The following is a 26000-nucleotide window of genomic DNA, read 5'->3' as shown; positions in this document are numbered from 1 at the left end:
ATTCAACAAAGGAAAAAGCCTGCGACGTCACCGCCGCAGGCTTTTTCTTTGACACATCAGGACGCTAGACGCCTCTTCTGTGTGAATCCCCGCTCAATACTCAGTTGACCTTGAGCTGACCGCCACGGCCCAGACCGCCCTTCACGTCTTGTGCCTTGTAGTTACGCAGCGCAACGACCATCTTGTTCCAGGCGTCGATGAAGGCGACCACCGTGGCCTTGCCTTCCGGCGTGCTGGAGAAGCCAGCCAGGCCGCCGCCCACGCCACCGCCAAAGCCGGCCAGCACAGCGCCGTAGTTGGTGGCCGTCGAGCTGCCTTCAGCTGCGGCGATCTGCACGGCCGAGCGCACGTCAAACAGCGTCAGCGTCACGACCGATGCCTTCGACTTCACGCTGCCGGCCAGCGCGGCAATCGCGCTGTTGCCCAGCAGGCCGCCCACGGCACCCGCCACACCGCCGACCGGCGAGTCGTTGATGATGATCTGCGGCTCCATGTAGTAGTCAGCCGCCACACGCTGGCCCTTCTGCTGCTTGGAGCCGGCGCGGTATTCGCCGGAGTTGCGCTGCAGATCGGTGATGCGCGACAGGCGTGCATCGGTCTTCTGGTTGCCGATCGACGTGATCACGAAGCAGTTGGACTGCTGCACAGCCATGCGCAGCAGCGGGTCGATCGTCGTGACCTTGGTGGCGCTGCCGAACTGGCCGTACCAGTCGGCATTGCGGCCGTCATCCATGGCGATGGTGCCCAGCGGCGCAGCGCAGCGCTCCAGCGTCGGATCTGCCCCCACGCTGGAGCCACCGGCAGCAGCACCGCTCACGCCGGCGTTCTGGCCGCCGGGGGTCACAACGCCGCCGCCAGCACATGCGGCGAGGGAAGCAGCGATCACTGCCACACCTGCAAACTTGGCAGTGCGGCTAAAGAGATTGGTTTTCATATTGTTTTGTGGCTCGAATTGAGTCGATTTCCGGCTTACGCGTCCTTCGACTCGATAAGCCCCCCTGGCAAGGCGCGCGACGAGTTTTCCCCCTCCCCAAAGCGCCTTAAAAACGCGATAACGCTTTCGCTATGTGGTCACCGGTCAATACCAGTACCAAGTCGTCTGACGCCAGACGCCCAGATACGGATAACCCGAATACCAATAGTTGTAATAGGTCGTGCGCCACTGCGAGCGCCACTTGTAATCGTCCTGCTCCGATTGTTTCGCCCTGCGCGCTTCGTCGAGCAGTTTCTTGGATTCCTTGTCGCCGCGGCTCACCGCAATCGAGAGCCATTTTTCGGCTTCGGCCGGGTCGGAGCCCATCTCTTCAAGGCCGAACAGATAGAACGCGCCCAGTGCCTTTTGTGCCTGCAGGTTGCCGTGCTCGCCAGCCTCGCGCATCCACACCAGCGCCTGGTAGCTGTCCTGGCGCACGCCGTCGCCGCGGAAATAGCGCAGGCCCAGGTCATAGGCGGCCTTGGGTTCTCGCTTGGCAACTTCTTTAAGGGCAGTAATGCGCGGGTCTTCGTCCGGGATATTGGCCTGGTCAAAGGACACTTGAGCCTTCGGCCGATCGGCACACCCACGATCGTCGCAAACTCGTACCACGTCGCTGGGTGGTTGAGGCTGGGCACAGGCGGCCAGCCACACGACGGCCCCCAGCATCAGCAAACGATTACGCATTCGTCTGACCCCTAGTTTCTTATTGTTGCTGTTCGATTGAGAGAGGCTCTGTCTGCCCCGGGTGGGTGTGCCCCAGCCGATCGCGCAAAGCCTTCTATTCCCCGCGCCACACACGAATTGCGGGCACATGATATAGATCGGTCTACTTTAGCGTCAACCATGTGCCGTTGTGTTACCAAAGCGTAAAGCTGACAGGGCAACAACAGTCTGCGCACGGTTTGGCCGCAGCCCAATCCACAGGATGCGGCAAGGGGCCGATGCTAAGATGCAAGCCAGCAATCAAGAGAGGGTGCAATGCGCGCAAGCAAGCGCCAGCAAGTGGTGGACAAGGCCAGCGAGCTGTTTTCCCGGCACGGCTTCTACCCAGTCGGCGTCGATTGGATCATCAACGAATCCGGCGTTGCGCGTATGACGCTTTATCGGCACTTTTCCGGCAAGGAAGACCTGATCAAGGAAGTGCTGGAGCAGCGCTATACCTTCATCATGAACAGCATGGCCGAGCAGCTTTCGACCATGCCTGACGTCACGGCCCGCCTGAAGGGCATCTTCGACTGGTATGAGGCGTGGTTCCGCAGCCCGGAGTTTGCCGGCTGCCTGTTCGAGCGCGCACTGGCCGAGTTTGGCGCGACCTGCCCCAAGGTGACCGACGTGGCGGTACGCTACCGCGACGACCTGCTCAACATGATCGAGACGCTGCTCGCGGAGGTCGTGCCCGCCGATGCGGCGCGGCAACTTGCGGGGGTCTATGTGATGCTGCTTTCCGGCGCCACGGCCGATGCGCGTGCCGTGGGCGATCCGACCGCCGCCACCCGGGCATGGCTTGCAGCGCAGACCTTGCTGAACCAAGCCAAAGCCGGCACTCGCACCATCGCGTAAGCCGGCGTCGTCTCTACCAGCCCCGCTGCAAGCGTCGGGCGATCTGCCAGGGCAACCGCAGCAGCCCACCCGCCGTCAGGCGCAGGTGCATGCCCACCAACAGGATGTTGTCGCGCAGATATTGGAAGTGCGACACGCCGCCTTCGCTCACCCGGAAGTAACGCACCGGCGCATCCACCCGAATGGGGCGCACGCCGGCCCAGCACAGGCGCACGGCCGCTTCAGGGTCGAAGTCGAAACCGCGCATCCAGGTGTGCCGGCGCATGATGGCAAGCAGCGGCGCGATCGGATACACACGGAATCCGAACAGCGTATCGCCAATGCCCGCCCATAGCGTTTCGAGGTTGGCGCACACGTTCGACAGGCGCCGCCCCTGCACGCGCAATTGCGGTGCACTTGCGTCGAATACCGGTTGCCCGAGAATCATGGCATCCGGCGCCGCCTGTGAGGCGGCCATGAAGGCGGGGATCAGGTCAGCGGGGTGCTGGCCGTCGGAGTCCATCGTCAGCACGTAGGTGAAGCCGCGCGCGGCAGCCGCTTCGAGCCCGGCCTGAATGGCCACGCCCTTGCCCCGATTGCGCGGCAGCACGATCACGTGCAGCCCCGGGTCTTGTGCGGCCATGGCCTGCAGGCGCTCGGCGCTGCCATCGGTGCTGCCGTCGACCACCACCCACACGGGGTTCCATTGCGCGCGGGCGCTGCGCACGGTCTCGTCAACCTTGACGCCCGGGTTGTAGCTCGGGATCAGGACGAGGTGCGTGGAAGATGCGCCAGTCATCGGCATGGCGTCATGCGTGTGCGGCAACGTGCGGGCAACCAGCGCGTGCCTATCGCGTGCGGTGCGCGGCGACGTAGGCGGCCAGCGAGCCCAGTGAAGCGAAGATCTTGGCGTTGTCCGGATTGCCCGAACGCAGTTCGAAGCCGTACTTCTTGGAGATCAGCAGCGCGACTTCAAGGATATCGATGGAGTCGAGCGCAAACCCTTCACCGTACAACGGCGTATCGGCGCTCAGGGTATCGAGTTGGATGTCTTCGAGATTCAGCTCGCCAATCATCAGGGTGGCGAGTTCTTTTTCCAGATCGTTCATCGGTCTTGCTCACACGGGCAGCGTAGCGTCTGCGGACAGACCCTGTAGCGAGGGAATGCGGCCAGGAATGTGGCCTGAAGCGACGACGTCCTCCTCGCCCGAAACCCTGCCTTGCCCTGCCCCCGCCCGTGCGGTATGGGGGTGTTTAAGCTACGCGGATTCTAGTCGAAGGGTCCCCCCTCGTATAGCGCGAAACCGTGACAAAAACCTCGCGCGCCACACTGGCATTTGTGACGCAAACGATTCAATGGCGGGGTCAACACCGCGTGGTATCGCGAATCGGCTACCGGGCGCTGTCATTGCGCTTTCGACAGGATGTACATCCGGTTACAAACACGGCATCGGCCAGTCGGGCGAGACACGTGCGGGCCACTAGAATGTGGCCCGCTAGAACAACCGTCTGGCGAGGTCCGGACCGCACCAACCGGCCCGCTGTGCCGTGCGTATGATGAAAGCGCCCGGCATCACCGGCAACCGGACAGCCCCCACACACCTGATGCACCGCAGCTTCTTACGCGCCCCTCTGACATGGATCGACTGACCGGCATCGTGCGCGCCGCGGCTGGCGTGGCTGCAGTCGTCGCCTATCAGGTGGGCGCGCATTACGCGGTGGCGACACCGGGCATGCATGGCTTGGGCCTGGCGATGGCACTCGTGCCGCCGTTGGCCATTGCGCTGGTGGCCGCAGCACGCGCTGCGCAGCGCGCCTGGTTGCTGCCGCTGTGGTGCGTTGTCAGCGGGGCACTGTGGATGCTCCACGAACCGCTATCGCGCCATTTTGAATGGGGCCTGTATCTCGAACATGCGAGCTTCAACCTGATGATGGCTTACGTATTCGGCCGCACGCTCATCGCTGGACGCGAGCCGCTGTGCACGCGCTTTGCCACCATGGTGCACGGCACGCTCACGCCACGCATCGCGCGCTATTCGCGGCAGGTGACGGTGGCATGGACGTTGTTCTTCCTGGCAACGGCGGGGGTATCCACACTGCTGTTTGCCGCGGCATCGATCGTCACGTGGTCGACGTTTGCCAACTATGTATCGCTACCGCTGGTGGGCGTGATGTTTGCCGCGGAATACCTCTGCCGGCGCCTCGTGCTGCGTGGCGAGCCGAGCTCCAGCCTGTTCGACGCCGTACGTGCCTATCGGCAAACCCGGCAATCCCGCTGAACCCATACCGACCGCATCACCCGAGATTGCTTCATGCCGACTTACCCGCTGGTCTCCCACACATCGCTGGACCGCACGCTCGCCTGGCGCGACGGCGTACCGGTTTCCGTGCGTACGTTCCTGGCCGACGTGAAGCGATTGGCAGCGTTGCTCCCGCCGCGCGGCCACGTCTTCAACGCCTGTACGGACCGCTACCGCTTTGCCGTCGGCCTGTGCGCGACGCTGGTGGCGGGCAAGATCAGCCTGCTGCCGCCGATGCAGACACCGCAGATGGTGCGTCAACTGGCAGCGTTCGCACCCGATGTGTTCTGCCTGCATGACGCAAATGCATGCCCCGTCGACCTGCCCGGCTTTCACTACGCAGATGATGCAACGCTGGGCGACGCGCTGGCCGAGGTGCCGCTGCATGTGCCGCAGATTGATGCGTCGCAGGTCATGGCCTACCTGTTCACCTCTGGCTCGACCGGCACGCCGGTGCCGCATCGCAAGACATGGGGTGCTCTCGTGCGATGCATGCGCGCGGGGGCCACACGGCTTGGGCTGGACGATGGGCGTGCATTCACGCTGGTTGGCACGGTGCCGGCGCAGCATATGTATGGCTTTGAGGTCACGGTCCTGCTCGCGCTGCAGGCCGGCCTGGCGTTGAGCAACCGGCAACCGTTCTATCCGGCGGATATCCGCGAGGCGCTCGAAGCCGTACCGGAGCCGCGCGTGCTGGTGACATCGCCGGTGCACCTGCGGGCGCTGCTGGCGTCGGAACCCACCTTGCCGGCCGCAGCGCTGGTGCTGTCAGCCACTGCGCCGCTGTCGGAAGCGCTCGCGCGCGAGGCGGAGGCACGCCTGGCCGCACCGCTGCTCGAGATCTATGGCAGCACCGAAACCGGCCAGCTCGCCACGCGACGCACGGCGCAAGACACCGCGTGGCATGCGTACCCCGACGTTCATCTGGAGTTGCGCACCAGCACGACCGATGACGACGGCCCAACCGTATGGGTGTCCGGTGGGCACGTGGAAACCCCGGTGCCGATGGGCGACACGCTGGAGCTGCTGGACGACACGCACTTCCTGCTGCAAGGGCGCAAGGCCGATCTCATCAACATTGCTGGCAAGCGGTCTTCGCTGGCGTATCTGAACCATCAGCTCAATGCGATTCCGGGCGTGGTGGACGGCGTGTTCTTCATGCCGGACGACGCACCGCCCACGCCGCATGCATACGGCGGGTTACCGGTCACGCGGCTGGTGGCGCTGGTTGTTGCGCCAGGGCTGAGTGCGGCGGCAGTGCTGCGCGCACTGCACGAGCGCATCGACGCGGCGTTCCTGCCGCGCCCACTGCTGTTTGTGGAAGCCTTGCCGCGCAACGGCACCGGCAAGCTGGCGCGAGAAGTGCTGGCGACGTTGGTGGCACAGCAATTGGAACGCCACCACCGGAAGCCCGCCATGCGTTTCACCATCCCCGCAGATCACCCTGCACTGCCCGGCCACTTTCCGGGGCGCCCGATCGTGCCGGGCGTGGTGCTGCTCGATCATGCGATCCACACGATCGGCATGGCGCTGGGCCGTTCGCTCGATGCCTGCCAGCTCGGTTCGGCCAAGTTCCTGAGCCCTGCGGCGCCGGGTGAAGCGCTGGATCTTGCGTTCGAAACGGCGGCCAGTGGAGCGATCCGTTTCACAATCCGCGCGGGTGAGCGTGAAGTCGCCAACGGTGTGCTCAGCGCACAGGCGAGCGCGCCAGAAGGTGTGCCCGCATGAAACGCCCGGAATGGGCCGAGCGCCCGGAGCGGAGCAATCTCGCGGCACTGCGCGCGATGACCTGGGCATCGCTGCGTCTGGGCCGACCGTTTGGCCGGCTCCTGCTGCGGCTGGGCACGCTGTACTTCGTGCTGTGCTCACCCATGGCATGCCGTGCGTCGCGCGACTATCTGCAGCGCGTGCTCGGCCGGTCTGCCAGCCTGCGTGACGTCTATCGGCATATGCTGACCTTCGGCACCACGATCCACGATCGCATCTACCTGATGCATGCGCGGTTCGACCTGTTCGACATTCAGTTGCAGGGGCAGCAGCACGTGCACGAAGCTCTCGCGCAGGGGCACGGCGCGTTTCTGCTGGGCGCGCATCTCGGCAGCTTCGAGGTAGTGCGCGCGCTGGGCCGCACGGTGCCCGATCTACGTGTCGCCGTTGCCATGTACGAAGACAACGCACGCAACATCAACGCCGCTGTTGCCGCCATCAACCCGGCGGCGGCGCCAGAAATCATTCCGCTGGGGCGCGTCGATGCCATGCTGCAGGTGCGCGAGGTGCTCGATGCCAACGGCTTGGTGGGCATGCTGGCTGATCGTACGTTGCTGCGCGATGCTGGCCCTTCCGTGCAGCGTGTGGACTTCCTCGGTGCCCCTGCTGCGTTTCCGCTTGGGCCGCTGCACATGGCGGCCATACTCAAGCGGCCCGTGCTGTTCATGACCGGCCTGCACCTGGGCAGCAACCGCTATGCCGTGCAGTTCAACAAGCTGGCCGACTTCACGGACCTGCAGCGCGAGGACCGCGCCGCCGCAGTCCAGGCCGCGCTGGCACGCTATGTAGAGCACGTCGAACACGGCTGCCGCACGGCGCCCTACAACTGGTTCAACTTCTTCGACTTCTGGCACGATGCCAGCGCGACGGAACGGCAACCCGCCGGACACTCGGAACGCCAGGAAACCCCGATGCCATGACACCACGCTCACTGTTTCGCGCCTGCGTTGCCATGCTCGCGGCCAGCCTGCTGGCCAGCACCGTCCATGCCGCCGACGTTTCGGGCTGGACGCTCGACCGCCTGATGTCGACCCTCGCCCACAACAAATCCGGGCGCGCCACCTTTACCGAAACGAAGACCCTGTCGATTGCCGCGCAGCCCATAGAGTCCTCCGGCGAACTCGTCTTCGTCGCGCCCGACCACCTGGAGAAGCACACGCTGCGCCCCAAACCCGAGCATCTCGTGATTGACGGCAACACGCTGACCGTCGAGCGCAACCAGCGCAAGTTCTCGATGCCGCTTGGGCAGTATCCGGAGCTTGCCGCGTTCATCGAAAGCATCCGCGCCACACTGGCCGGCAACCGCTACGCACTCGAAGCGGTGTACAAGGTCGCCATCAGCGGTCGGGGCGATGACTGGACGCTCACGCTCACCCCCATCGACGCACGCATGCAGAAGGTGGTCAGCACCATCACGCTCGATGGCACGCGCGATGTGCTGCGCAGCGTCGCCATCCGCCAGGCTGACGGCGACCACTCGCTGATGCGCCTGCAACCGGTCAACTGATGTTGATGCCGATGCGCGAGCCCGCCAACAACACGCGCGCTTACCGGCAGCCCGCAGTGCTGCTATGGCTGCTCGGCCTGCTGCTGTGCACCCTCGTCATCGGCCGCACGAACTTCACGGCGGACCTCTCCGCCTTTCTGCCGCGTTCGCCCAGCGCCGAGCAGCGCGTGCTGGTTGATCAACTGCGCGAAGGGTTGGTGTCGCGGCTGATCCTCATCGGCATCGAAGGCGGTGGAGGGGATGATGCGGCCACCACGCGCGCAGCGTTGTCCAGGCAACTCGCGGCCACGCTGCGTACGGATGCGCAATTCAGCGCCGTCAACAACGGCGAGCCCGTGAGCGAAGCGCGCGACAGGCAGTTCGTCTTTGAGCACCGCTATGTGCTGAGCCCGGCCGTCACACCACAACGCTTTTCCGCAGAGGGGCTGCACCAGGCGCTGGGCGAGAGCCTCGACCTGCTGGCATCGTCCGCCGGCCTCGTCGCCAAAAACATGCTGCCGCATGACCCGACCGGCGAAGTGGCCGCGCTTGTCAGCCAGCTGGACAGCGCAGCACTGCCCTCCCTATCGAACGGCGTCTGGGCCTCGCGCGACGGCAAGCGTGCCGTGCTGGTCGCGCAGACCTCCGCCGCCGGCTCCGACACCGATGCGCAGGCGCGCGCCATCGACACCGTGCGCCGCGCGTTCGATGCGGCCGCGCACACCACACCGAACGCCGCATCCGCCAAGCTGCTGATGACCGGCCCCGGCGTCTTCTCGGTCGATACGCGCGACACCATCAAGCACGACGTGGAACGGCTCTCCGCATTGAGCCTGGTGTTGATCGTGGCGCTGCTGCTGACGGTGTATCGCTCGCCGCGCACGCTGGTGCTCGGGCTGCTGCCGGTGCTCTCGGGGGTGGCGGCCGGCGTGGCGGCGGTCAGCATTGGGTTCGGCTCGGTACACGGGTTGACGCTCGGATTCGGCACCACGCTCATCGGCGAGGCCGTCGACTATTCGATCTACCTGTTCGTGCAATCTGCAGGCACTCGCACGGCACGTCCAGCCGATTCATTGCGTGCGTGGATTGCCACGTACTGGCCGACCATCCGCCTGGGCGTGCTGACCTCGGTGTGCGGTTTTGCGTCGATGCTGTTCTCCGGCTTTCCGGGGCTGGTGCAACTGGGGCTGTATTCGATTGTTGGGCTGGTGACGGCGGCGATGGTTACGCGCTATGTGCTGCCGCATCTGCGCGGTGCGCACGTGGAGATTCGCGACGTTGCCAAGCTTGGTGCGTGGTTGGCACGCGCTGCGCAAGCTGCACCGCGCCTGCGTTGGGCGCTCGTGCTCACGCTGGTGGGCGCATGCGCCGCACTAGCGCTGCAGCGCGACGGCCTCTGGAGCCGCGAGCTTGCAGCGCTCAGCCCCGTGCCGGCCCAAAGCCAGGCACTCGACGCCAGTCTACGAGCCGACGTGGGCGCACCGGACGTGCGCTATCTGGTGGTGATTCCGGGCGCGAGCGAACAGGCGGCGCTGCAAGGCGCGGAGAAGGTGGCCGCACAACTGCAACCGCTGGTGGATGCCGGCGCGCTGGCCGGGTTCGAGAACCCTGCACGCTATCTGCCAAGCGATGCCACACAGCGCGCGCGCCTGGCCAGCCTGCCGCCCGCTGACGTGCTGACCGCGCGCATGCGTGCCGCCGTTGAAGATCAGCCCATCCGTGTAAAGCCGGAGCTCTTCGCCCCGTTCATCGCCGATGTGGCCACCGCGCGCGCGCAAGCGCTGCTGCGTCGCGCTGATCTGCAAGGCACATCGATGGCACTGGCCGTTGATGCACTGCTCACGGAACGCGACGGCCAGTGGAGCGCCATGCTGCCGCTGCGCGCACCCCCCATCGACAAAGCAGACGCTCAGACCGCAAATCCACCTAGCTTGAATGCCGCAGCCATTCGCGCTGCTGTCGAGCACGCCAACCTGCCCGGCGCACTGTTCGTCGACCTGAAAGCAGAAGCCGACCGCCTCTACGTCAACTACGTGCGTGAGGACATCCACCTCTCCCTGGCGGGGTTCGTGGCGATTGCGTTGCTGCTGTGGGTCGCGCTGCGTTCTGCACAACGCACACTGCGCGCGCTGGCGCCACTGGTGGCGGCGGTGCTGGTCGTCACCGCCGGCTTTGCGCTGGAGGGCGTCCAACTCACCATCCTGCATCTGGTGGGCATGCTGCTGATCGTGGCAGTGGGTTCGAACTACGCGTTGTTCTTCAACCAGCGCACAGGCACGTCACAGCCCTCACAACCAGCATCGCAGACACTGGTATCCCTGCTGGTGGCCAACCTGGCGACGGTGGCCGGCTTCGGCCTGCTGGCATTCTCACGCGTGCCGATGCTGGAAACGTTCGGGTTGACCGTCGGCCCCGGTGCCATGCTGGCGCTGGTGTTTTCCGCCATCCTCGCGCCAAAGGCTGCCCCCGATCAGCACACTGCCGCATGAACGCCCCACTCACCTACCCCCTCGGTCTGGCACGGCGCTGGAAACCCACCCCGCTCATCAACGGTGCGCTGGCACTGCACGCGGGCGCCGCCGTGGCGGTGGTGGCACAACCATCGTCCTGGCCGTTGGCGGGTGGTGCCGTCGTTGCCTCGCACCTGGCGCTGATGGCCGCCGGGCTGTGGCCGCGCAGTTCGCTGCTCGGGCCCAACTGGACGCGCCTGCCGGCAACCGCCGGTCAGCAGATCGCGCTCACCATCGACGACGGCCCCGACCCCGAAGTCACGCCGCGCGTGCTCGATCTGCTGGACGCATACGGCGCCAAGGCAACGTTCTTCTGCATTGGCGATCTGGCGCGCCGACACCCGCACTGTGTCGAGGCCATCGTCGCGCGCGGGCACGCAGTGGAAAACCACAGCCAGCGCCATCGCCACAACTTCTCGGTGCAAGGCCCCGGCGCACTGCGGCGGGAGATCGAAGCCGCGCAGAACACGCTGACGGAGATCACCGGTACGCGCCCGCTGTTCTTTCGCGCGCCCGCCGGGTTGCGCAACCCGTTTCTCGAACCCGTGCTGTGCCAGCTCGGCCTGCAACTGGCGAGCTGGACCCGACGCGGCTTTGACACACGCTCGCACGATGCGGCTACCGTGGCGCGGCGCTTGCTGCACAACCTGGCAGCACAGGACATCCTGCTCGTTCACGATGGCCACGCGGCGCGCGATGCCCACGGCCAGCCCGTGCTGCTAGCCGCGCTGCCGATGGTGCTGCAAGCCGCCGCCCAAGCGCAGTTGCGGTGCATCACCCTGCGCACGGCGCTGGCATCGGAAGCTTCACAACCGGGCGAGCCGCAAGTGACCGTTTGATAAAATTTGTGTATGCAGCCGAGACACCCGCCAGCCAGCCCCAACCCCATCAACTGCCCCGATCCCGCCTTCCCGTGAAGCCTTTACTGCTCACGCATTTCACCGCCACGAGTTGTATTGGACGTGGCCTGGACGCCACCCTCGATGCGCTGCGCAGGCAGCGTGGCGGCCTGGCGCCCTGCGACTTCCCACGGGCAGACCTCGACACCTGGATCGGTGCAGTGGAAGGCGCAGATGCGGAACGCCTGCGCCCTGACCTGTCCGACTTCGATTGCCGCAACAACCGCCTGGCGCGGATCGGCCTGACACAAGACGGCTTTGCCGCGCACGTCGAGGCCGCCAAGGCACGCTACGGCGCCAGGCGCATCGGCGTGTTCATCGGCACCAGCACGTCCGGCATCCTGCAAGCCGAACACGCCTACCAGCATCGCGACGCGCAAACAGGTGCGCTGCCGGCTGATTTTCACTACGCACACACGCACAACATCTACTCGCCCGCCGCCTTCGTGCGGGCGTATTTCGGGCTGGGCGGGCCGTCGATGGCGATCTCGTCGGCGTGCTCGTCGGGCGCCAAGGTGTTTGCCTCGGCACGGCGCATGCTGGCCGCCGGCCTGATCGACGCGGCCGTGGTGGGCGGTGTGGATTCGCTATGCCTGACCGCGCTGTATGGCTTCAATTCGTTGGAATTGCTATCGCAGCAGCCATGCCGGCCGTGCGATGTCGCGCGGGATGGCATCTCCATTGGCGAGGCCGCTGCCTTTGCGCTGCTGGAACGCGCACCCGATACAGAGCAAGACCTTGAGGGCGACGCGATTCTGCTGCTCGGCATTGGGGAATCGAGCGACGCGCATCACATGTCGACGCCGCACCCCGAGGGCCTGGGCGCACGCGCAGCGATGGCCCAAGCCCTGACCACCAGCGGCCTCGACGCCAAGGACATCGACTACATCAACCTGCACGGCACCGGCACGCACAGCAACGATGCGGCCGAGGGCCACGCCATCCACGCGCTGTTCGATGGCACGCCATGCAGCTCGACCAAGGGCGCGACCGGCCACACGCTGGGCGCGGCGGGCGCACTGGAAGCGGTGATCACCGCGCTGGCGCTGCGCCACCAGATCCTGCCGGCTGGCATCAACACCACGCAGCCGGACCCTGCATTGGCCCTGAACTACGTGACGACCGGCTCCCCGCGCGACGCAAGTCGCATGTACACGGCGCTCAGCAACGCCTTCGGTTTTGGCGGCACGAATTGCAGCCTCGTCTTCGGTCGTGCAGACCGGGCCCGCCACGGATCCGCACCATGACCCGGCTGAGCGCATTCATTGAAAGCATCGGCCTGCTCGGGCCTGGCCTGCCGGATTGGACGCAGGCAACGGAGGTTCTTGCCGGGCGCGCGGCCTACGCGCCCGAGCGCACCGTCCTGCCAGCGCCGACAAGCCTGCCGCCCGTCGAGCGGCGCCGCACCGGGCCGGTCGTCAAACTCGCCCTGGCGGTTGGCCATGAAGCCGTGGCCGCCAGTGGACGCGATGCCGCCACACTGGCCACCGTGTTCAGCTCGTCCGGGGGCGATGGCCAGAACTGCCACGTGATCTGCGAAACGCTGGCGAGCGACGACCGCAAGCTGTCGCCCACACGCTTCCACAACTCTGTGCACAACGCGCCCGCGGGCTACTGGAGCATCGCCACGCATGCCACGGCACCGTCCAACGTGCTGTGCGCACACGACGGCAGCTTTGCCGCCGGCCTGCTGGAAAGCCTCTGCCAGGTCTCGGTCGATGGTGCAGCCAACCTGCTGATCGTCTACGACAGCGACTACCCCGAGCCGCTGCGCGCCGTGCGGCCGGTGCCCGATGCGTTTGCCGTGGCACTGGTGCTGGCACCTGAGCCGAGCACGCACACGCTTGCCCGTATCGATGTCGCGCTGACCGATGCCCATGCCACCACGCTGGCGCACGCCGAGCTCGAAGCACTGCGTGGTGGCAATCCCGCCGCACGCGCACTGCCGCTGCTCGAAGCGGTGGCGGCACAGCGGTCGCACAGCGTGGTGCTCGACTACCTGCCCGACACGCGCCTGCACGTGGATGTCGTTCTGCGGGGTGCCGATGGCGTCTTCAGCACAGGTGCGCCATGACGCTGAATACGCCGCTTTCGCCGCCGCTTGACCAAAGCTGGATCGCCGCGCGCATTCCGCACAGCGGCGCGATGTGCCTGCTCGACACCGTGCTCGCCTGGGACGACGCGCGCATCCATTGCACGGCAACGAGCCACCGTGATCCAGCCAATCCGCTGCGTGCGCATGGCCGGCTGGCAGCCGTGTGCGGCGTTGAATACGCCGCGCAAGCGATGGCCGTTCACGGTGCCCTGCTTGATGTCGCACATGAGATCGCACAAGCGCGCCCACGCGCAGGCTTTCTTGCCAGCGTGCGCGGTGTTGAAGCCCACGTCGCGCGGCTCGATACGTTCGACGCGCCGCTCGACATTGAAGCCGAGCGCATCAGCGGTGACGGCAACAACGTGCTGTACCGCTTTACCGTGCGCTGCGCCGAGCGCACGCTGCTCACTGGCCGCGCCGCCGTTGTGCTCGACGCGTCCGCCGTATGAATCTGCTTGAGAGGAATCCCGCTGTGAAAGGTCGCCTGTTCCCGCTATTGCCGATTGCCGCGCTACTGCTGGCAATGCTCAGCCCCATCGCCCATGCCGATCTGTCCGAAGTAAAGGAGAACATCAAGCAGGACTCGAAGGAAGCCGCCAGGAAGACCGGGCACGCCGCAAAGGAAGCCGGCCATGCCACGGCCAATGCCGCGCGTGCGGTTGGGCATGGTGTAAAGAACGCCGCGCATGCCACCAAATGCGGCGTGAAGCACGTGTTCAAGAAGCCTTGCGAGAGCGACTGAAGCCATCGCCTAGGCAGGTTGAAAAAACCCGGCACTCCACCGCGAACGCCGGGTTTTTTGTTGCGCAGCCGATGGCCTATTGCGCGGGGGCCTCATCCATTTCTGCGTTTTCTTCGGTCCCCTCTGGCAATCGCTCCACCAGCGGCTTGGGCTGGCCGCGGCGCGTCATGCCCTGCATGATTGGGCCGGTACATGTGAGGTCCACCTCTTCGAACGGCGAGTTGATCTGCTTTGCGTGGCGTGCCTTGTTGATAAAACGCACAACCCACGTGATCCGGGCCTTGTAGCGCGCTGTCTCTGGGCCGGTCCGCTGCACACCGTCAGTCCTGAGAAATTTCTCGCGCGTGCCGCCATTCTCCAAGCGCGTGGGTGGGCCATCCGTGCCTTGCAGATCGTCGGCATGACGCTGGTTCAGGTACGCCTCGCACGCAAGAAAGCTATCGAACTGTTGCGGCCCGACAGGCTGAGGCGGCAGCTGGAGGCTGGCAACCGCACCGACCGAGACGGCCATGGCAGCAAAGCCGATCACCCGTTGATGCAGGTTCTTCTTGTTCGTCATAACGCGTCGGCGGGCTCGCTGGCCGATTGGTTGGATACGCCCATTCTTGCAAACGCCGCCGCCTGCCGCCAGTTGCGAGGACACCCACAAAGAAAAACGGCGTCCGCGATGGAACGCCGTTCTTTTGGAACCGACCGCGGCATGCGACCGCGATCTACTTTGCGGCCACCGCAAAGGTAATGCGACGGTTGCGCTGACGCCCCTCGGCACTTGCGTTATCCGCCACCGGCACGCTGGACCCGGCCCCCGCTGCCTGCAAACGCGCCTGCGGCACCCCTTGGCCCGTGAGGTAGGCGCGCACCGACTCGGCACGTTCAAGCGACAGCTTCTGGTTGGCAGCCTCATCGCCCTGATTGTCGGTGTGGCCGGTAATGACGATTGTGCGGTCGTCATCCTTCAGCAACCCGGCGATATCGTTCAGGCGGCTCTTTGCCTCGTCCGGCAACGTCGAGGAGCCGGAAGCAAACTCGATGCGCTCATCGAGCAGGTTGTCCGATGCGGCGGCCGTGCCGGCATTGGCATCGGTGGTCAGCGCCACGTCTGACTTCAACTGGCTGGCGATCCAACCTGGCGCGGCGGCGCCGGTGGCAGAACGCACCGCTTCGCTCGGCGCCACGCCGGTCAGCTTCATGCCCTCCGCGCTGGACTGCAGATCAAAGCTGCCCAGTTGCTTCAGGCGGGCCAGCACATCGACCGGGCGGGACTGCCACCACACTGCCGGCGCACCCGCGGCAACCGTCAACTGGTCGACCACGTTGTCCTTGCCCCACAGCACACGTGCAGGCTTGAGCAGGCGCGCCTTGGTTGCCTCATCAGGCACGGCACCGCTGAGGGTGATCTTCTGCGCGTTACCGGCCAGCCCAATGGCGCCCGGTGCAGTGGCGTGCTCACCCGCTGACGAACCTGTGGACACCCCTGCCGGTGCAGCGCCCCGGCCCGCCGATGCGGCATCCTGGCCGCTGATGAACCGCACCGCGTAAATGACCACGCTGATCAGCAAAACACCGACCACCGTGGCAACGACGGCAAGGGAAACACGTTCTGACTGGTCTTCCATAGACATGCGAAACACTCCCAAGTGGTGCCGCGCAGCCCGATATGGGCCGGAGCAGATGACGAACCGGCAATCTGACAGATCAGGGATGACTTGTCGACCGCATCACCGTGTTCAACTGTCTGTGTACCGCGCAGGAAACGCAAACGACAAAACAGCCCGCAACCCCAAGGGCTGCAGGCTTGTGTGTTTGCCACGCTACAAGTACCCGCCAGAACGAACAGAAGCGGCCCCCTTGGGCAAAAAAAGAACTGGTCGCGCTCGATGGTCTTCGGCTAGGGCCGGCTGCCGCCACCGCCCTCCGGATACCCACGGCCGCCGCACGGCTCAGCATGCGCTGACGATGCGCAGAGGGCGGCAAAGGTTCCAACGGTGCCGCCAGCGACTGTCAGCAGTGCAACCGCAAACAGAAAATGCTTCATCACGCGTTGCATGGTTCCTCCCTTGGGCGGCGGGCATCGCCCCCTAAAGTCTAGTTCGCCAGTTGCACTGCAGCCTTCATCAAAAGCGCTGCGTATCGAGTGCTTTCTGACGTAGCTGCTACCGTACAAAGGTGCGGGGTAGAACACGTATCCAACAAACCCTGTGCGCATCCCTCTTCTAGCAACGACGGCACTGGTTTCGCTTGCCTTGCCTCCACATCGGCACCCGCCGAAACCGTCGACGTATTCCCCACCAATGAGACGAACTCATTTACTATACTCCCCTATAGTATATCTGTTGGAGCAATGGATGAGCCACACCATCCGCGAGAAGCAGAAGCTACTCAGCCGCGTTCGCCGGATTCGCGGCCAGCTCGATGCCATCGAGCGCGCATTGGAAGAGGAGCAAGGGTGCGCCCCTGTCCTACAGCAGATCACGAGCTGCCGCGGTGCCATGAGTGGCCTGCTGGCCGTCGTGCTGGAAGACCACATCCGCACCCACCTGACCGAGGTGGATGACGAACATGAGCACGCCGACGGCAGCGCCAAGGAGCAGCTGATCGAGGTCGTGCACAGCTATTTCAGGTGAGCCGGCTATGAGCAATTTCTACGACACGCCGTTCGGCGCCAGCCATGACCACGTGTTCCTGGGCGAGGGACACGAAAAGAACGAGCGCAAAACCTGGGCCGTGATCGTGCTCTGCACGCTCATGATGGCCGCCGAGATCATCGGTGGAAGCGTCTTTGGTTCGCTGGCACTGGTGGCCGATGGGTTGCACATGTCGACGCACGCAGGCGCCATGCTGATCGCGGCGCTGGCCTACACCTATGCGCGACGTCACGCGAACGACCCGCGCTTCGTGTTCGGTACCGGCAAGCTTGGTGACCTGGCCGGCTTCACCAGCGCCATCATCCTGGCGATGATCGCGCTGTTGATCGGCTACGAGGCGGTGGTGCGGTTCCTCTCGCCGGTGCCCATCCACTTTAGTGAGGCGATCCCGATTGCGGTCGTCGGGCTACTGGTGAATATCGCCAGTGCCTGGCTGCTGAGCGGCGGCGACCACGGTGGTCACAGCCATGGCCACAGTCATCACCATGGTCACGATCACGGACACGACCACGGCGCGGCCGGACTTGGCGACACACATCCGCATGGCAAGGAAGTGCAGCACATCGACGCGCCGGCGGGCGTGTTTGCGCTGTCGATCTTCGAAGATGGCGTACCGCCAGTGTTCCGATTGGCTGGAGAAACCGCTCCGCTGCCCGGCGATGTGGCGACGGTCACCACCATCCGGCCAGACGGCAGCCGCCAGGAATTCCTCCTGGTCCGCAAGGCGAACTATCTGGAATCCACCACAGAGATTCCGGAGCCACATGCCTTCACTGCGATAGTCGGCATCGGTGGACAGGAGTACAGCGTGGCCTTCGACGAGCATGACCACGATCACGCCGACGGACACGGGGCACACCACCGCGACCACAACATGCGCGCGGCCTACGTGCACGTCCTGGCGGACGCCGCCGTCTCCGTGCTCGCCATTGTCGGGCTGTTGTTGGCAAGAACATTTGGCTGGCTATGGATGGACCCTCTTGCAGGCGTCGTCGGTGCACTGGTCATCGCCAACTGGGCGTACGGATTACTGCGCGACACCGGCGGCATCCTGGTCGACATGACCCCAGACAAGCATATCGGCAGGCGCATCAAGACGGCTCTGGAATCCGATGGCGACACGCTGCTCGACCTGCACGTCTGGCGCATCGGCCCTGGCCACCTGGGCGCGGTGGTCTCTGTGAGCACACGACAAGCGCACCGCGGGCCGCAGTTTTATCACCAACGGTTGCGGCGGCTTCAGGCACTGTCGCATATCACGGTGGAAGTTCACGCGTCGCCGGGCAACTAGCCTAACGGGCGACTCGGACATTTCCTCCGCATCACCAGCATGGGGCGCGGCACCTTGCCAAAGGGATGCCGCATCCGCCCGACCACAACAAAAACACATTCGCGGTCTGACCGCCGATTCTCTCGACCATGTACCGCCCATCCGCATTTGTTCGCATTTGCGCAGCAGCACTCGCCTTTGCTGCGTGCGTTTCCGGCCCATCGCATGCGCACGGCATTGCGGGCAACCGCTTTTTTCCGGGGACACTCAATCTCGATGATCCGGCTGTTGCTGACGAACTCTCGATCACCGCGGGCGCTGTAAAACACCCTGATGACAGCGGAAACGTCACGGATCGCGGTGCAACGATCTCGTTCGCGAGGCTGCTGACGCCCGAGGTCTCGATCGGTTTTGACACGGGCTTCGTCCGGCGCGATTGGGGCGGCACGCGTCAGCGCGGCGCAACCGGTTCCGACGTGGTGCTCAAGTCCAGGCTCTACGAAGATGACCTGAACGAAACGCTTGTTGCCGGCTCGCTCATCTATGGACTGCCCCATACCGGGGCCAAACGGCTCGGCGCCAACACTTCAGCGACCATCGCCCCCAGCCTTTACATAGGCCAGGGGTTCGGCGCCTTGCCTGACGCATGGTCGTGGTTGCGGCCGGTGGGCATCACGGCGGGCGTCAGCGTGGCCGTGCCGACCAGCAAAACGTCGGACAACTTGAGCTATGACCCGACGACGCGGCAGTTCAACACTGTGAGGACAGCCAATGTCACCACCGTGCACTGGGGATTCGCGCTGGAGTACAGCACGCTCTATTTGACGGATCGATTTGTGCCAGGCGTGCTCCCCAAGGAGGAACCCCTCCACCAGTGGATTCCCTTGATTGAGTTCGCGTTCGACTCGCCACGGGGGCAACGCACGCGCGGCACCGTCAACCCCGGGGTCGCCTATGTCAGCGATACGTGGCAGGTGGCGGCGGAACTGGTCCTTCCTGCAACCCACGGATCAACGCGAGGTGTCGGCGCAAATATTCAGGTGTTGTTCTTCCTGGATGATTTCCTGCCGTCGCTGTTCGGCAAGCCGATCCTGGCTCGCTAGGGGGGGTGCCCTGATGTACGTGACCAAAGTGGCGGTTGTCTCTCCGCCTTGACGCCTCGACCAACGCCCGATTCCCGGACAGCAACGCACTCGATCTCAAGCATGAACTCGGGATTCGGCAATGGGATGCAACCGTAAGGCTTCGTGGTAGTGATCCACCTCCAGAAAACGTAAACAACAAAAAAGCCTGCAACCCAAAGGGCTGCAGGCTCGTTGTTTACACCGCTCTAAAAGTACTCGTCAGAACGGAATATCGTCGTCCATATCCTCAAAGCCATTCGACGGGGCTTGCTGACGACGTGCACCGCCGCCCTGGCCACCACCTTGACCGCCGCTTTCACCGCCGCGCGAATAGCCACCGCCGCCTTGTTGGCTGCGGCCACCACCATAACCGCCACCACCACCGCCGCCGCCTTCGCCGCCGCGCGAGTAACCACCACCGCCGCCACCCTGCCCGCCACCGCCTTCACCGCGGCCGCCGAGCATCTGCATCTGGTCTGCAACGATTTCGGTGCTGTATTGCTTCTGGCCGTCCTTCTCCCACTGACGGGTCTTGAGGCGGCCCTCGATGTACACCGACGAACCCTTCTTCAGGTATTCGCCAGCGATTTCGGCCAGGCGGCCGAAGAAGGCGATGCGGTGCCACTCGGTGGCTTCCTTCATTTCGCCGCTGGCTTTGTCCTTATAGCGGTCGGTGGTCGCCACACGGATGTTGGTGACGGCGTCGCCGCTGGGCATGTAACGCGTTTCAGGATCGGCGCCGAGATTGCCGACGATGATGACTTTGTTGACGGACGCCATGATGAGTTTCCGAAGGTAGGTTGAGTGATGCCGCCGTAGGCCCGGTTTAGTGTCGGCGCAATGCCGGCATCCGCATGGGGCTCGCGATTATAAGCCAAGCCAAGGCCAGCCCGGCGCATGTGAAGAACACGGCGCTCTGGCCCGCGTGCAGCAGAATCCAGCCACCGCCCGCACCGCCTGCAAACAGCCCCAGCGCCTGCGTGGTGTTGTACACGCCCATGGCCGCGCCCTTGCGCACGCCCGGCGCGTACTTCGACACCAGCGACGGTTGCGAGGCCTCCAGCACGTTGAAGCCCAGGAAATACACCAGCAACGCAATCGCCAGCGCAGTCAATGTCGGATGCACCTCGCCCAGCGCCAGTTGCGCCACCATTACCAGCGCCACGGCCGACAGCAGCACCGCCTTCATCTTGCCGCGCTTCTCCGCCGCAATGATGGCCGGCACCATCAGCACAAACGACACGCCCATCACCGGCAGATAGATCTTCCAGTGCGAATCGACTGGCAGGCCGGCGGCTTCCAGCATGTGCGGCAGCACGACGAACAGCGCCGTCTGCGTGGCATGCAGAGCGAACACGCCAAAGTTCAAACGCAGCAACTCGGGGTTGTGCAGGACTTCGCGGAACGGGGCTTTCACGTGTTCGGGCGGGCGCGGCGCATTCGGCACCACCCACAGCACCACGCCGATGGCGACCACGGCCAATACGCCAATCGCCAGGAACATGCCCGGCATGCCGACCCATCGAAAGATGACCGGCGCGCTGACGATGGCCACGGCAAACGACACGCCAATGCTGCCGCCGATCATGGCCATGGCCTTGGTGCGATGTTCCTCACGCGTGAGGTCGGCCACGAAGGCGATCACCGCCGAGGAAATCGCCCCGGCACCCTGGATGGCCCGCCCCACGGCGATACCCGCCACGCTGTGCGAAAACGCCGCCACCAGGCTGCCCACCGCAAAGATCACCAGCCCCGTCACGATGACGGGCTTGCGCCCGAAGCGGTCCGATAGCCAGCCGTAGGGGATATAGAGCACGGCCTGCGTGAGGCCATACACACCGATAGCGAAGGCAACGAGTTGGGTGTTGTTGCCGTCGGGCAGCGTTTTTGCAAACACTGCAAAGACCGGCATGATCATGAACAAACCGAGCATGCGCAGCGCAAAGATGCCGGCCAGCGAGGCAGCCGCGCGCAGCTCAAGGCCGGTCATGCGGCCGGAAGCGGAAGTCATGGATGGGGAGTCGGAAACAGGGTGCGGAAACCGCCGCAAAAAAGCGGCGGCAAGAACACTTGAACGATCTTTCGGACTGCCCCATCTGGGGCCGGGTACCCGCAAAACCGAAGTTCGGTATATTAGCAGGCTTACCCTTTTCCACCCCTCTGCCTATTGCCGCACATTGCTCGGCTGGCGGACCGCGAGGCGCAAGCCGCACATGGAAGAAATCAAGATTCGTGGGGCTCGTACCCACAACCTGAAGAACATCAACCTCGACCTGCCACGCAACCAGTTGGTTGTGATCACCGGGCTGTCGGGGTCGGGCAAGTCGTCGCTCGCGTTCGACACGCTGTATGCGGAGGGGCAACGGCGCTATGTGGAATCGCTCTCGGCGTATGCCCGGCAGTTTCTGCAGCTGATGGAAAAGCCGGACGTCGACCTGATCGAAGGGTTGTCACCAGCCATCTCCATTGAACAGAAGGCAACGAGCCACAATCCGCGTTCGACCGTCGGCACCGTCACTGAGATTCACGATTACTTGCGTCTGCTGTACGCCCGCGCCGGCACGCCCTACTGCCCCGACCACGGCCAGCCGCTGGAAGCACAAAGCGTGTCGCAGATGGTCGACGCCGTGCTGGCGCTGCCGGCCGACACCAAGCTGATGATCCTGGCGCCCGTGGTGGCCAACCGCAAAGGTGAACACGTCGACCTGTTTGAGGCGATGCAGGCGCAGGGTTTCGTGCGCTTTCGCATCCGCTCGGGCGGCGGCACCGCGCATGAGGCCGAAGCCAAGGTCTACGAAGTCGACAACCTGCCCAAGCTGAAGAAGAACGACAAGCACAGCATCGAAGTCGTGGTCGACCGCGTGAAGGTCAACCCGGAACTCAAGCAGCGCCTGGCCGAATCGTTCGAAACCGCGCTGCGCTTGGCCGACGGCCGCGCCATCGCGCTGGAAATGGACACCGGCAAGGAGCACGGCTTCAGCTCCAAGTTCGCCTGCCCGATCTGCTCGTATTCGCTGCAGGAGCTGGAGCCGCGGCTGTTCTCGTTCAACAACCCGATGGGCGCCTGCCCGCACTGCGACGGCCTGGGCCAGATCACCTTCTTCGATCCGAAGCGCGTGGTGGCCTTCCCGAACCTGTCGCTGGCCTCGGGCGCGATCAAGGGCTGGGACCGCCGCAACCAGTTCTACTTCCAGATGCTGCAGAGCCTGGCGGCGTTCTATGACGTCGACATCGACGTGCCGTTTGAAGAGCTGCCGCCGGAGATCCAGCAGATCGTGCTGCACGGCTCGGGCAACCAGCAGATTCCGTTCACGTACATCAACGAAAAAGGTCGAACCACGGTGCGCGAGCACGCGTTCGAGGGGATCATCCCCAACCTGGAACGGCGCTACAAAGAGACCGACTCCATCGCGGTGCGCGAAGAGCTGGCGAAGTACCAGAACAACCAGTCCTGCCCCGAGTGCAACGGCACGCGCCTGCGCCGTGAAGCGCGCTTCGTCAAGATTGGCGAGGCCGACCAGGCGCGCGGCATCTACGAGATCAACGGCTGGCCGCTGCGCGATGCGCTCACGTACTTCCTGACGCTGAACATGCACGGCGCCAAGCGCGAGATTGCCGACAAGATCGTCCAGGAGATCACCGCGCGGCTGAACTTCCTGAACAACGTCGGGCTGGATTACCTGTCGCTGGAGCGCAGCGCCGATACGCTCTCGGGTGGCGAGGCGCAGCGCATTCGACTCGCTTCGCAGATCGGCTCGGGCCTGACCGGCGTGATGTATGTGCTGGATGAGCCGTCGATTGGCCTGCACCAGCGCGACAACGACCGCCTGATCGGCACGCTCAAGCACCTGCGCGATCTCGGCAACTCGGTGCTGGTGGTCGAGCACGATGAAGACATGATCCGCGCGTCGGACTATGTGGTCGACATCGGCCCCGGTGCCGGTGTGCATGGCGGCCAGATCATCGCCGAGGGCACACCCAAGCAGGTCGAGCAATCGCCGGCGTCGCTCACGGGGGAATACCTCTCGGGCAAGCGCCGCATCGAGGTGCCCAAGCAGCGCACCGCCCCCGATGAGGAACGCTGGCTGCGCATCATCAACGCCACGGGCAACAATCTGCGGGGCGTGTCGGCGGAGATTCCCGTTGGGCTGCTGACGTGCATCACGGGGGTGTCGGGCTCGGGCAAGTCGACGCTGATCAACGACACGCTGTATCACGCGGTGGCGCGCCATCTGTATGGCTCCACGCCGGAGCCGGCGGCGCATGACCGCATTGATGGGTTGGAGCACTTCGACAAGGTCATCAACGTCGACCAGTCGCCGATTGGCCGCACGCCGCGTTCGAACCCGGCCACGTACACCGGCCTGTTCACGCCCATCCGCGAGCTGTTTGCGGGTGTGCCGTCCGCCAAGGAGCGCGGGTATGACCCGGGCCGCTTCTCGTTCAACGTCAAGGGCGGCCGCTGCGAGGCCTGCCAGGGCGATGGCGTGCTCAAGGTCGAGATGCACTTCCTGCCCGACGTGTATGTGCCCTGCGACGTGTGCCACGGCAGGCGCTACAACCGCGAAACGCTGGAGGTGCTCTACAAGGGCAAGAACATCACCGAAGTGCTGGAGATGACGGTGGAGCAGGCGCACGAGTTCTTCGCGCCGGTGCCGGTGGTGCGCCGCAAGCTGCAGACGCTGCTCGATGTGGGCCTGGGCTACATCCGCCTGGGGCAATCGGCGACCACGCTGTCAGGCGGCGAAGCGCAGCGCGTGAAGCTGTCGCTGGAACTATCGAAGCGCGACACGGGCCGCACGCTCTACATCCTGGATGAGCCGACTACCGGCCTGCACTTCCACGATATCGAACTGCTGCTCAAGGTCATCTACAAGCTGCGCGACCACGGCAACACGATTGTGATCATCGAGCACAACCTCGACGTGATCAAAACGGCAGACTGGCTGCTGGACCTGGGGCCGGAAGGCGGCGCCGGCGGCGGGCAGATCATCGCCAAGGGCACGCCGGAGGATGTGGCGAAGAGCAAGGCGAGCTTTACCGGCAAGTACCTGGCGCCGCTGCTCAAGCGCAAGTAAGCGGCCTCGCTCCAGCGCGCCCAAAAAAATCCCCGCCTGACGTACGCCAGGCGGGGATTTTTCATACAGCCAAACCGTATCGACGCCGCAAGCGTTACATGGTCTGCCCCAGCGCTCGAACAATCACTTCGCTCACGTCAACGTGCTCGGGCTGTTTGAGCACCCACATCACGACACGCGCCACATCGTCCGGCTTCATCCACGCAACGGGGGGTTCAGCCCACAACGGCGTTTCGACATGGCCGGGGGCAATGATCGAGACGCGCACGCCGCTGCCCACGACCTGTTGCCGCAGGCTCTCCGCCAGGCCGGTAATCGCCCATTTTGTCGCGGTATACAGGTTGCCCGGATACGCCTTCCGGCCAGACACGCTGCCGGTGAAGAGGAAATGCCCGCGCCGCTCGGTCAACGCCGGCAGCGTTGCCTTGATCAGCAAGGCAGCGCCCAGGATGTTGGTATTGATCATGTCGCGCCAGCTTTCCGGGTCGCCCGTCAGCAGGTCACCGCGCGAAGAGAAACCGGCGTTGGCAAAGGCGACATCCATCTTGCCAAAGTGCGCGATGCACGCCTGCACCGCACGTTCCGTCTGCTCCCACGACGATGCATCGACGATTTCGCCCGTGATGCGTTCGCGCGCCTCGCCCTCGAACGAGGCCAGGAAATCATCCAGCCGCTGGCGTTGGCGACCGGTGACATACACCTGATGCCCTTCGGCAACCGCATGGCGCGCGGTGGCTTCGCCAATGCCGCTCGTACCACCCGTGATAAACAACGTCTTCACGCAGAGTCTCCTATTCAAAGAAATTGTTCGCTGCGATGCAGCGCTTGGCGGGCGTCCATGGGACATCAATCCGCCACTGATTTGCACCTTGATGCACTGTTGGAAGACTCGTTTTTTAGCCCGCCCCGTTGCCGTTGTTAAGAGGATTTGTCTGAAAACGGCGTGCGTATTGCCGTGCTCTTAGCGACGCGTTAACAGCTGGCCACCCAGCCGGGGCGCGGCTTGCAATCAAGCGACCGCGCCCTACGATGAAGAGCATTCCCACCGCACAGGAGCGTCGCCATGGACCTCACCGTGGTGCCCATCGTCAAGCCGGACGCGACCAACTTCATCTTCGGCCAATCGCATTTCATCAAGACCGTGGAAGACCTCCACGAGGCCCTTGTGGGCGCGGTGCCGGGCATCCGCTTCGGCATTGCGTTCTGCGAGGCCTCCGGCAAGCGCCTGGTGCGCTGGTCGGGCAATGATGAAGCCGCGCTCCAACTCGCGCGCGACAACACGATGGCCATCGGCGCGGGCCATACCTTTCTGATCTTCCTGGGTGACGGGTTCTTTCCCGTCAATGTGCTGGCGGCCGTGCGCGCGGTGCCGGAGGTGTGCCGCATCTACTGCGCCACGGCCAACCCAACGCAGGTGATCATCGCGCAGACGGAGCAAGGGCGCGGCGTGCTCGGCGTGGTGGATGGTGCTTCGCCGCTGGGCATCGAGACTGATGCCGACATCGCATGGCGCAAGGACTTGCTGCGGCAGATCGGCTACAAGCTCTAATGCAAAACGCCCGGGTGATC

At 64.5% G+C, this 26000-nt stretch carries 26 protein-coding genes; 16 read left to right on the top strand and 10 right to left on the bottom strand.

Annotation, left to right across the window (positions count from 1 at the left end; genetic code table 11):
* Positions 1 to 100 precede the first annotated feature (100 nt).
* Both V6657_RS01865 and V6657_RS01860 read right to left on the bottom strand, forming a co-directional pair.
* Positions 101 to 934 carry a hypothetical protein gene (locus V6657_RS01865; RefSeq protein WP_048933959.1) on the bottom strand — a complete coding sequence of 278 codons (834 nt, stop codon included), beginning with the start codon at positions 932 to 934 and terminating at the stop codon, positions 101 to 103.
* A gap of 144 nt (positions 935 to 1078) precedes the next feature.
* Positions 1079 to 1660, bottom strand: coding sequence for an SEL1-like repeat protein (locus tag V6657_RS01860; RefSeq protein WP_048933958.1), 582 nt, complete (start codon positions 1658 to 1660; stop codon positions 1079 to 1081).
* Positions 1661 to 1954: 294 nt separating this feature from the next.
* Between V6657_RS01860 and V6657_RS01855 the strand changes: the two genes are divergently transcribed.
* Positions 1955 to 2536 (top strand): TetR/AcrR family transcriptional regulator, encoded by a 582-nt coding sequence (locus V6657_RS01855; protein WP_048933957.1) that lies wholly within the window; start codon positions 1955 to 1957, stop codon positions 2534 to 2536.
* A 13-nt stretch (positions 2537 to 2549) separates the two neighbouring features.
* Here the strand turns inward: V6657_RS01855 and V6657_RS01850 are convergent, their stop codons facing one another.
* Together V6657_RS01850 and V6657_RS01845 are read right to left on the bottom strand one after the other, a co-directional pair.
* Positions 2550 to 3320, bottom strand: coding sequence for a glycosyltransferase family 2 protein (locus V6657_RS01850; protein WP_048934173.1), 771 nt, complete (start codon positions 3318 to 3320; stop codon positions 2550 to 2552).
* A gap of 43 nt (positions 3321 to 3363) precedes the next feature.
* Complete coding sequence (locus V6657_RS01845) at positions 3364 to 3624, bottom strand: phosphopantetheine-binding protein (RefSeq protein ID WP_021196449.1); 261 nt, start codon at positions 3622 to 3624, stop codon at positions 3364 to 3366.
* Positions 3625 to 4152: 528 nt separating this feature from the next.
* On the opposite strand from V6657_RS01845, the gene V6657_RS01840 reads away from it, so the two are divergent.
* The 10 genes from V6657_RS01840 (at position 4153) to V6657_RS01795 (ending at position 14314) form a co-directional block, all read left to right on the top strand.
* Positions 4153 to 4794, top strand: coding sequence for a membrane protein (locus V6657_RS01840; protein WP_048933956.1), 642 nt, complete (start codon positions 4153 to 4155; stop codon positions 4792 to 4794).
* 33 nt (positions 4795 to 4827) lie between these two features.
* Positions 4828 to 6543 carry an AMP-binding protein gene (locus V6657_RS01835; protein ID WP_048933955.1) on the top strand — a complete coding sequence of 572 codons (1716 nt, stop codon included), beginning with the start codon at positions 4828 to 4830 and terminating at the stop codon, positions 6541 to 6543.
* On the top strand, positions 6540 to 7502 hold the full coding sequence (locus tag V6657_RS01830) for an acyl-CoA synthetase (protein ID WP_048933954.1): 963 nt from the start codon (positions 6540 to 6542) through the stop codon (positions 7500 to 7502). The genes V6657_RS01835 and V6657_RS01830 overlap by 4 nt, the downstream gene beginning before the upstream one ends.
* 32 nt (positions 7503 to 7534) lie before the next feature.
* Entirely contained in the window at positions 7535 to 8089 is a 555-nt protein-coding gene (locus V6657_RS01825) for an outer membrane lipoprotein carrier protein LolA (RefSeq protein ID WP_248694716.1), read from the top strand.
* A complete protein-coding gene (locus V6657_RS01820; RefSeq protein ID WP_048933952.1) occupies positions 8089 to 10557 on the top strand; it encodes an MMPL family transporter in 2469 nt (822 codons plus the stop codon). Before V6657_RS01825 ends, V6657_RS01820 begins: the two co-directional genes overlap by 1 nt.
* The gene (locus V6657_RS01815) at positions 10554 to 11417 is read left to right on the top strand and encodes a polysaccharide deacetylase family protein (RefSeq protein WP_048933951.1); all 864 of its coding nucleotides are present in this window, start codon (positions 10554 to 10556) and stop codon (positions 11415 to 11417) included. The genes V6657_RS01820 and V6657_RS01815 overlap by 4 nt, the downstream gene beginning before the upstream one ends.
* A gap of 74 nt (positions 11418 to 11491) precedes the next feature.
* Complete coding sequence (locus V6657_RS01810) at positions 11492 to 12724, top strand: beta-ketoacyl-[acyl-carrier-protein] synthase family protein (RefSeq protein WP_048933950.1); 1233 nt, start codon at positions 11492 to 11494, stop codon at positions 12722 to 12724.
* Entirely contained in the window at positions 12721 to 13551 is an 831-nt protein-coding gene (locus V6657_RS01805) for a beta-ketoacyl synthase chain length factor (RefSeq protein WP_048933949.1), read from the top strand. The genes V6657_RS01810 and V6657_RS01805 overlap by 4 nt, the downstream gene beginning before the upstream one ends.
* Positions 13548 to 14021 (top strand): hotdog family protein, encoded by a 474-nt coding sequence (locus tag V6657_RS01800; RefSeq protein ID WP_048933948.1) that lies wholly within the window; start codon positions 13548 to 13550, stop codon positions 14019 to 14021. The genes V6657_RS01805 and V6657_RS01800 overlap by 4 nt, the downstream gene beginning before the upstream one ends.
* A gap of 74 nt (positions 14022 to 14095) precedes the next feature.
* Positions 14096 to 14314: a hypothetical protein gene (locus V6657_RS01795; RefSeq protein WP_248694717.1), complete on the top strand. Its 219-nt coding sequence runs from the start codon at positions 14096 to 14098 to the stop codon at positions 14312 to 14314.
* A 76-nt stretch (positions 14315 to 14390) separates the two neighbouring features.
* Here V6657_RS01795 and V6657_RS01790 read toward each other — a convergent pair whose 3' ends face one another.
* From V6657_RS01790 to V6657_RS01780, 3 genes are all read right to left on the bottom strand, one after another.
* Positions 14391 to 14873, bottom strand: coding sequence for a hypothetical protein (locus V6657_RS01790; protein WP_048933946.1), 483 nt, complete (start codon positions 14871 to 14873; stop codon positions 14391 to 14393).
* A 154-nt stretch (positions 14874 to 15027) separates the two neighbouring features.
* Positions 15028 to 15936: an OmpA family protein gene (locus V6657_RS01785; protein ID WP_082170208.1), complete on the bottom strand. Its 909-nt coding sequence runs from the start codon at positions 15934 to 15936 to the stop codon at positions 15028 to 15030.
* Positions 15937 to 16202: 266 nt separating this feature from the next.
* The gene (locus tag V6657_RS01780; protein WP_171017953.1) at positions 16203 to 16361 is read right to left on the bottom strand and encodes a hypothetical protein; all 159 of its coding nucleotides are present in this window, start codon (positions 16359 to 16361) and stop codon (positions 16203 to 16205) included.
* Between the two features lie 298 nt (positions 16362 to 16659).
* Here V6657_RS01780 and V6657_RS01775 point away from each other — a divergent pair, with 298 nt between their 5' ends.
* From V6657_RS01775 to V6657_RS01765, 3 genes are all read left to right on the top strand, one after another.
* Positions 16660 to 16938 (top strand): metal/formaldehyde-sensitive transcriptional repressor, encoded by a 279-nt coding sequence (locus tag V6657_RS01775; RefSeq protein ID WP_048933944.1) that lies wholly within the window; start codon positions 16660 to 16662, stop codon positions 16936 to 16938.
* 7 nt (positions 16939 to 16945) lie between these two features.
* Entirely contained in the window at positions 16946 to 18250 is a 1305-nt protein-coding gene (dmeF, locus tag V6657_RS01770; RefSeq protein WP_048933943.1) for a CDF family Co(II)/Ni(II) efflux transporter DmeF, read from the top strand.
* 128 nt (positions 18251 to 18378) lie between these two features.
* Positions 18379 to 19332 carry a hypothetical protein gene (locus tag V6657_RS01765; protein WP_048933942.1) on the top strand — a complete coding sequence of 318 codons (954 nt, stop codon included), beginning with the start codon at positions 18379 to 18381 and terminating at the stop codon, positions 19330 to 19332.
* A gap of 240 nt (positions 19333 to 19572) precedes the next feature.
* Here the strand turns inward: V6657_RS01765 and ssb are convergent, their stop codons facing one another.
* Both ssb and V6657_RS01755 read right to left on the bottom strand, forming a co-directional pair.
* Positions 19573 to 20133, bottom strand: coding sequence for a single-stranded DNA-binding protein (gene ssb, locus V6657_RS01760; RefSeq protein ID WP_048933941.1), 561 nt, complete (start codon positions 20131 to 20133; stop codon positions 19573 to 19575).
* A 46-nt stretch (positions 20134 to 20179) separates the two neighbouring features.
* Positions 20180 to 21343, bottom strand: a complete 1164-nt coding sequence (locus V6657_RS01755; protein WP_048933940.1) for an MFS transporter — start codon at positions 21341 to 21343, stop codon at positions 20180 to 20182.
* Between the two features lie 223 nt (positions 21344 to 21566).
* On the opposite strand from V6657_RS01755, the gene uvrA reads away from it, so the two are divergent.
* Complete coding sequence (gene uvrA, locus V6657_RS01750; RefSeq protein ID WP_048933939.1) at positions 21567 to 24431, top strand: excinuclease ABC subunit UvrA; 2865 nt, start codon at positions 21567 to 21569, stop codon at positions 24429 to 24431.
* 94 nt (positions 24432 to 24525) lie between these two features.
* Here uvrA and V6657_RS01745 read toward each other — a convergent pair whose 3' ends face one another.
* Positions 24526 to 25212 (bottom strand): SDR family oxidoreductase, encoded by a 687-nt coding sequence (locus V6657_RS01745; RefSeq protein WP_048933938.1) that lies wholly within the window; start codon positions 25210 to 25212, stop codon positions 24526 to 24528.
* A 282-nt stretch (positions 25213 to 25494) separates the two neighbouring features.
* Between V6657_RS01745 and V6657_RS01740 the strand changes: the two genes are divergently transcribed.
* On the top strand, positions 25495 to 25980 hold the full coding sequence (locus tag V6657_RS01740) for an adenosine-specific kinase (protein ID WP_048933937.1): 486 nt from the start codon (positions 25495 to 25497) through the stop codon (positions 25978 to 25980).
* The last annotated feature ends 20 nt before the right edge of the window (positions 25981 to 26000 follow it).

This window comes from Ralstonia sp. RRA (assembly GCF_037023145.1).
In the GTDB taxonomy this organism is placed as follows: domain Bacteria; phylum Pseudomonadota; class Gammaproteobacteria; order Burkholderiales; family Burkholderiaceae; genus Ralstonia.
This window is presented reverse-complemented; position numbering and strand designations above follow the sequence as displayed.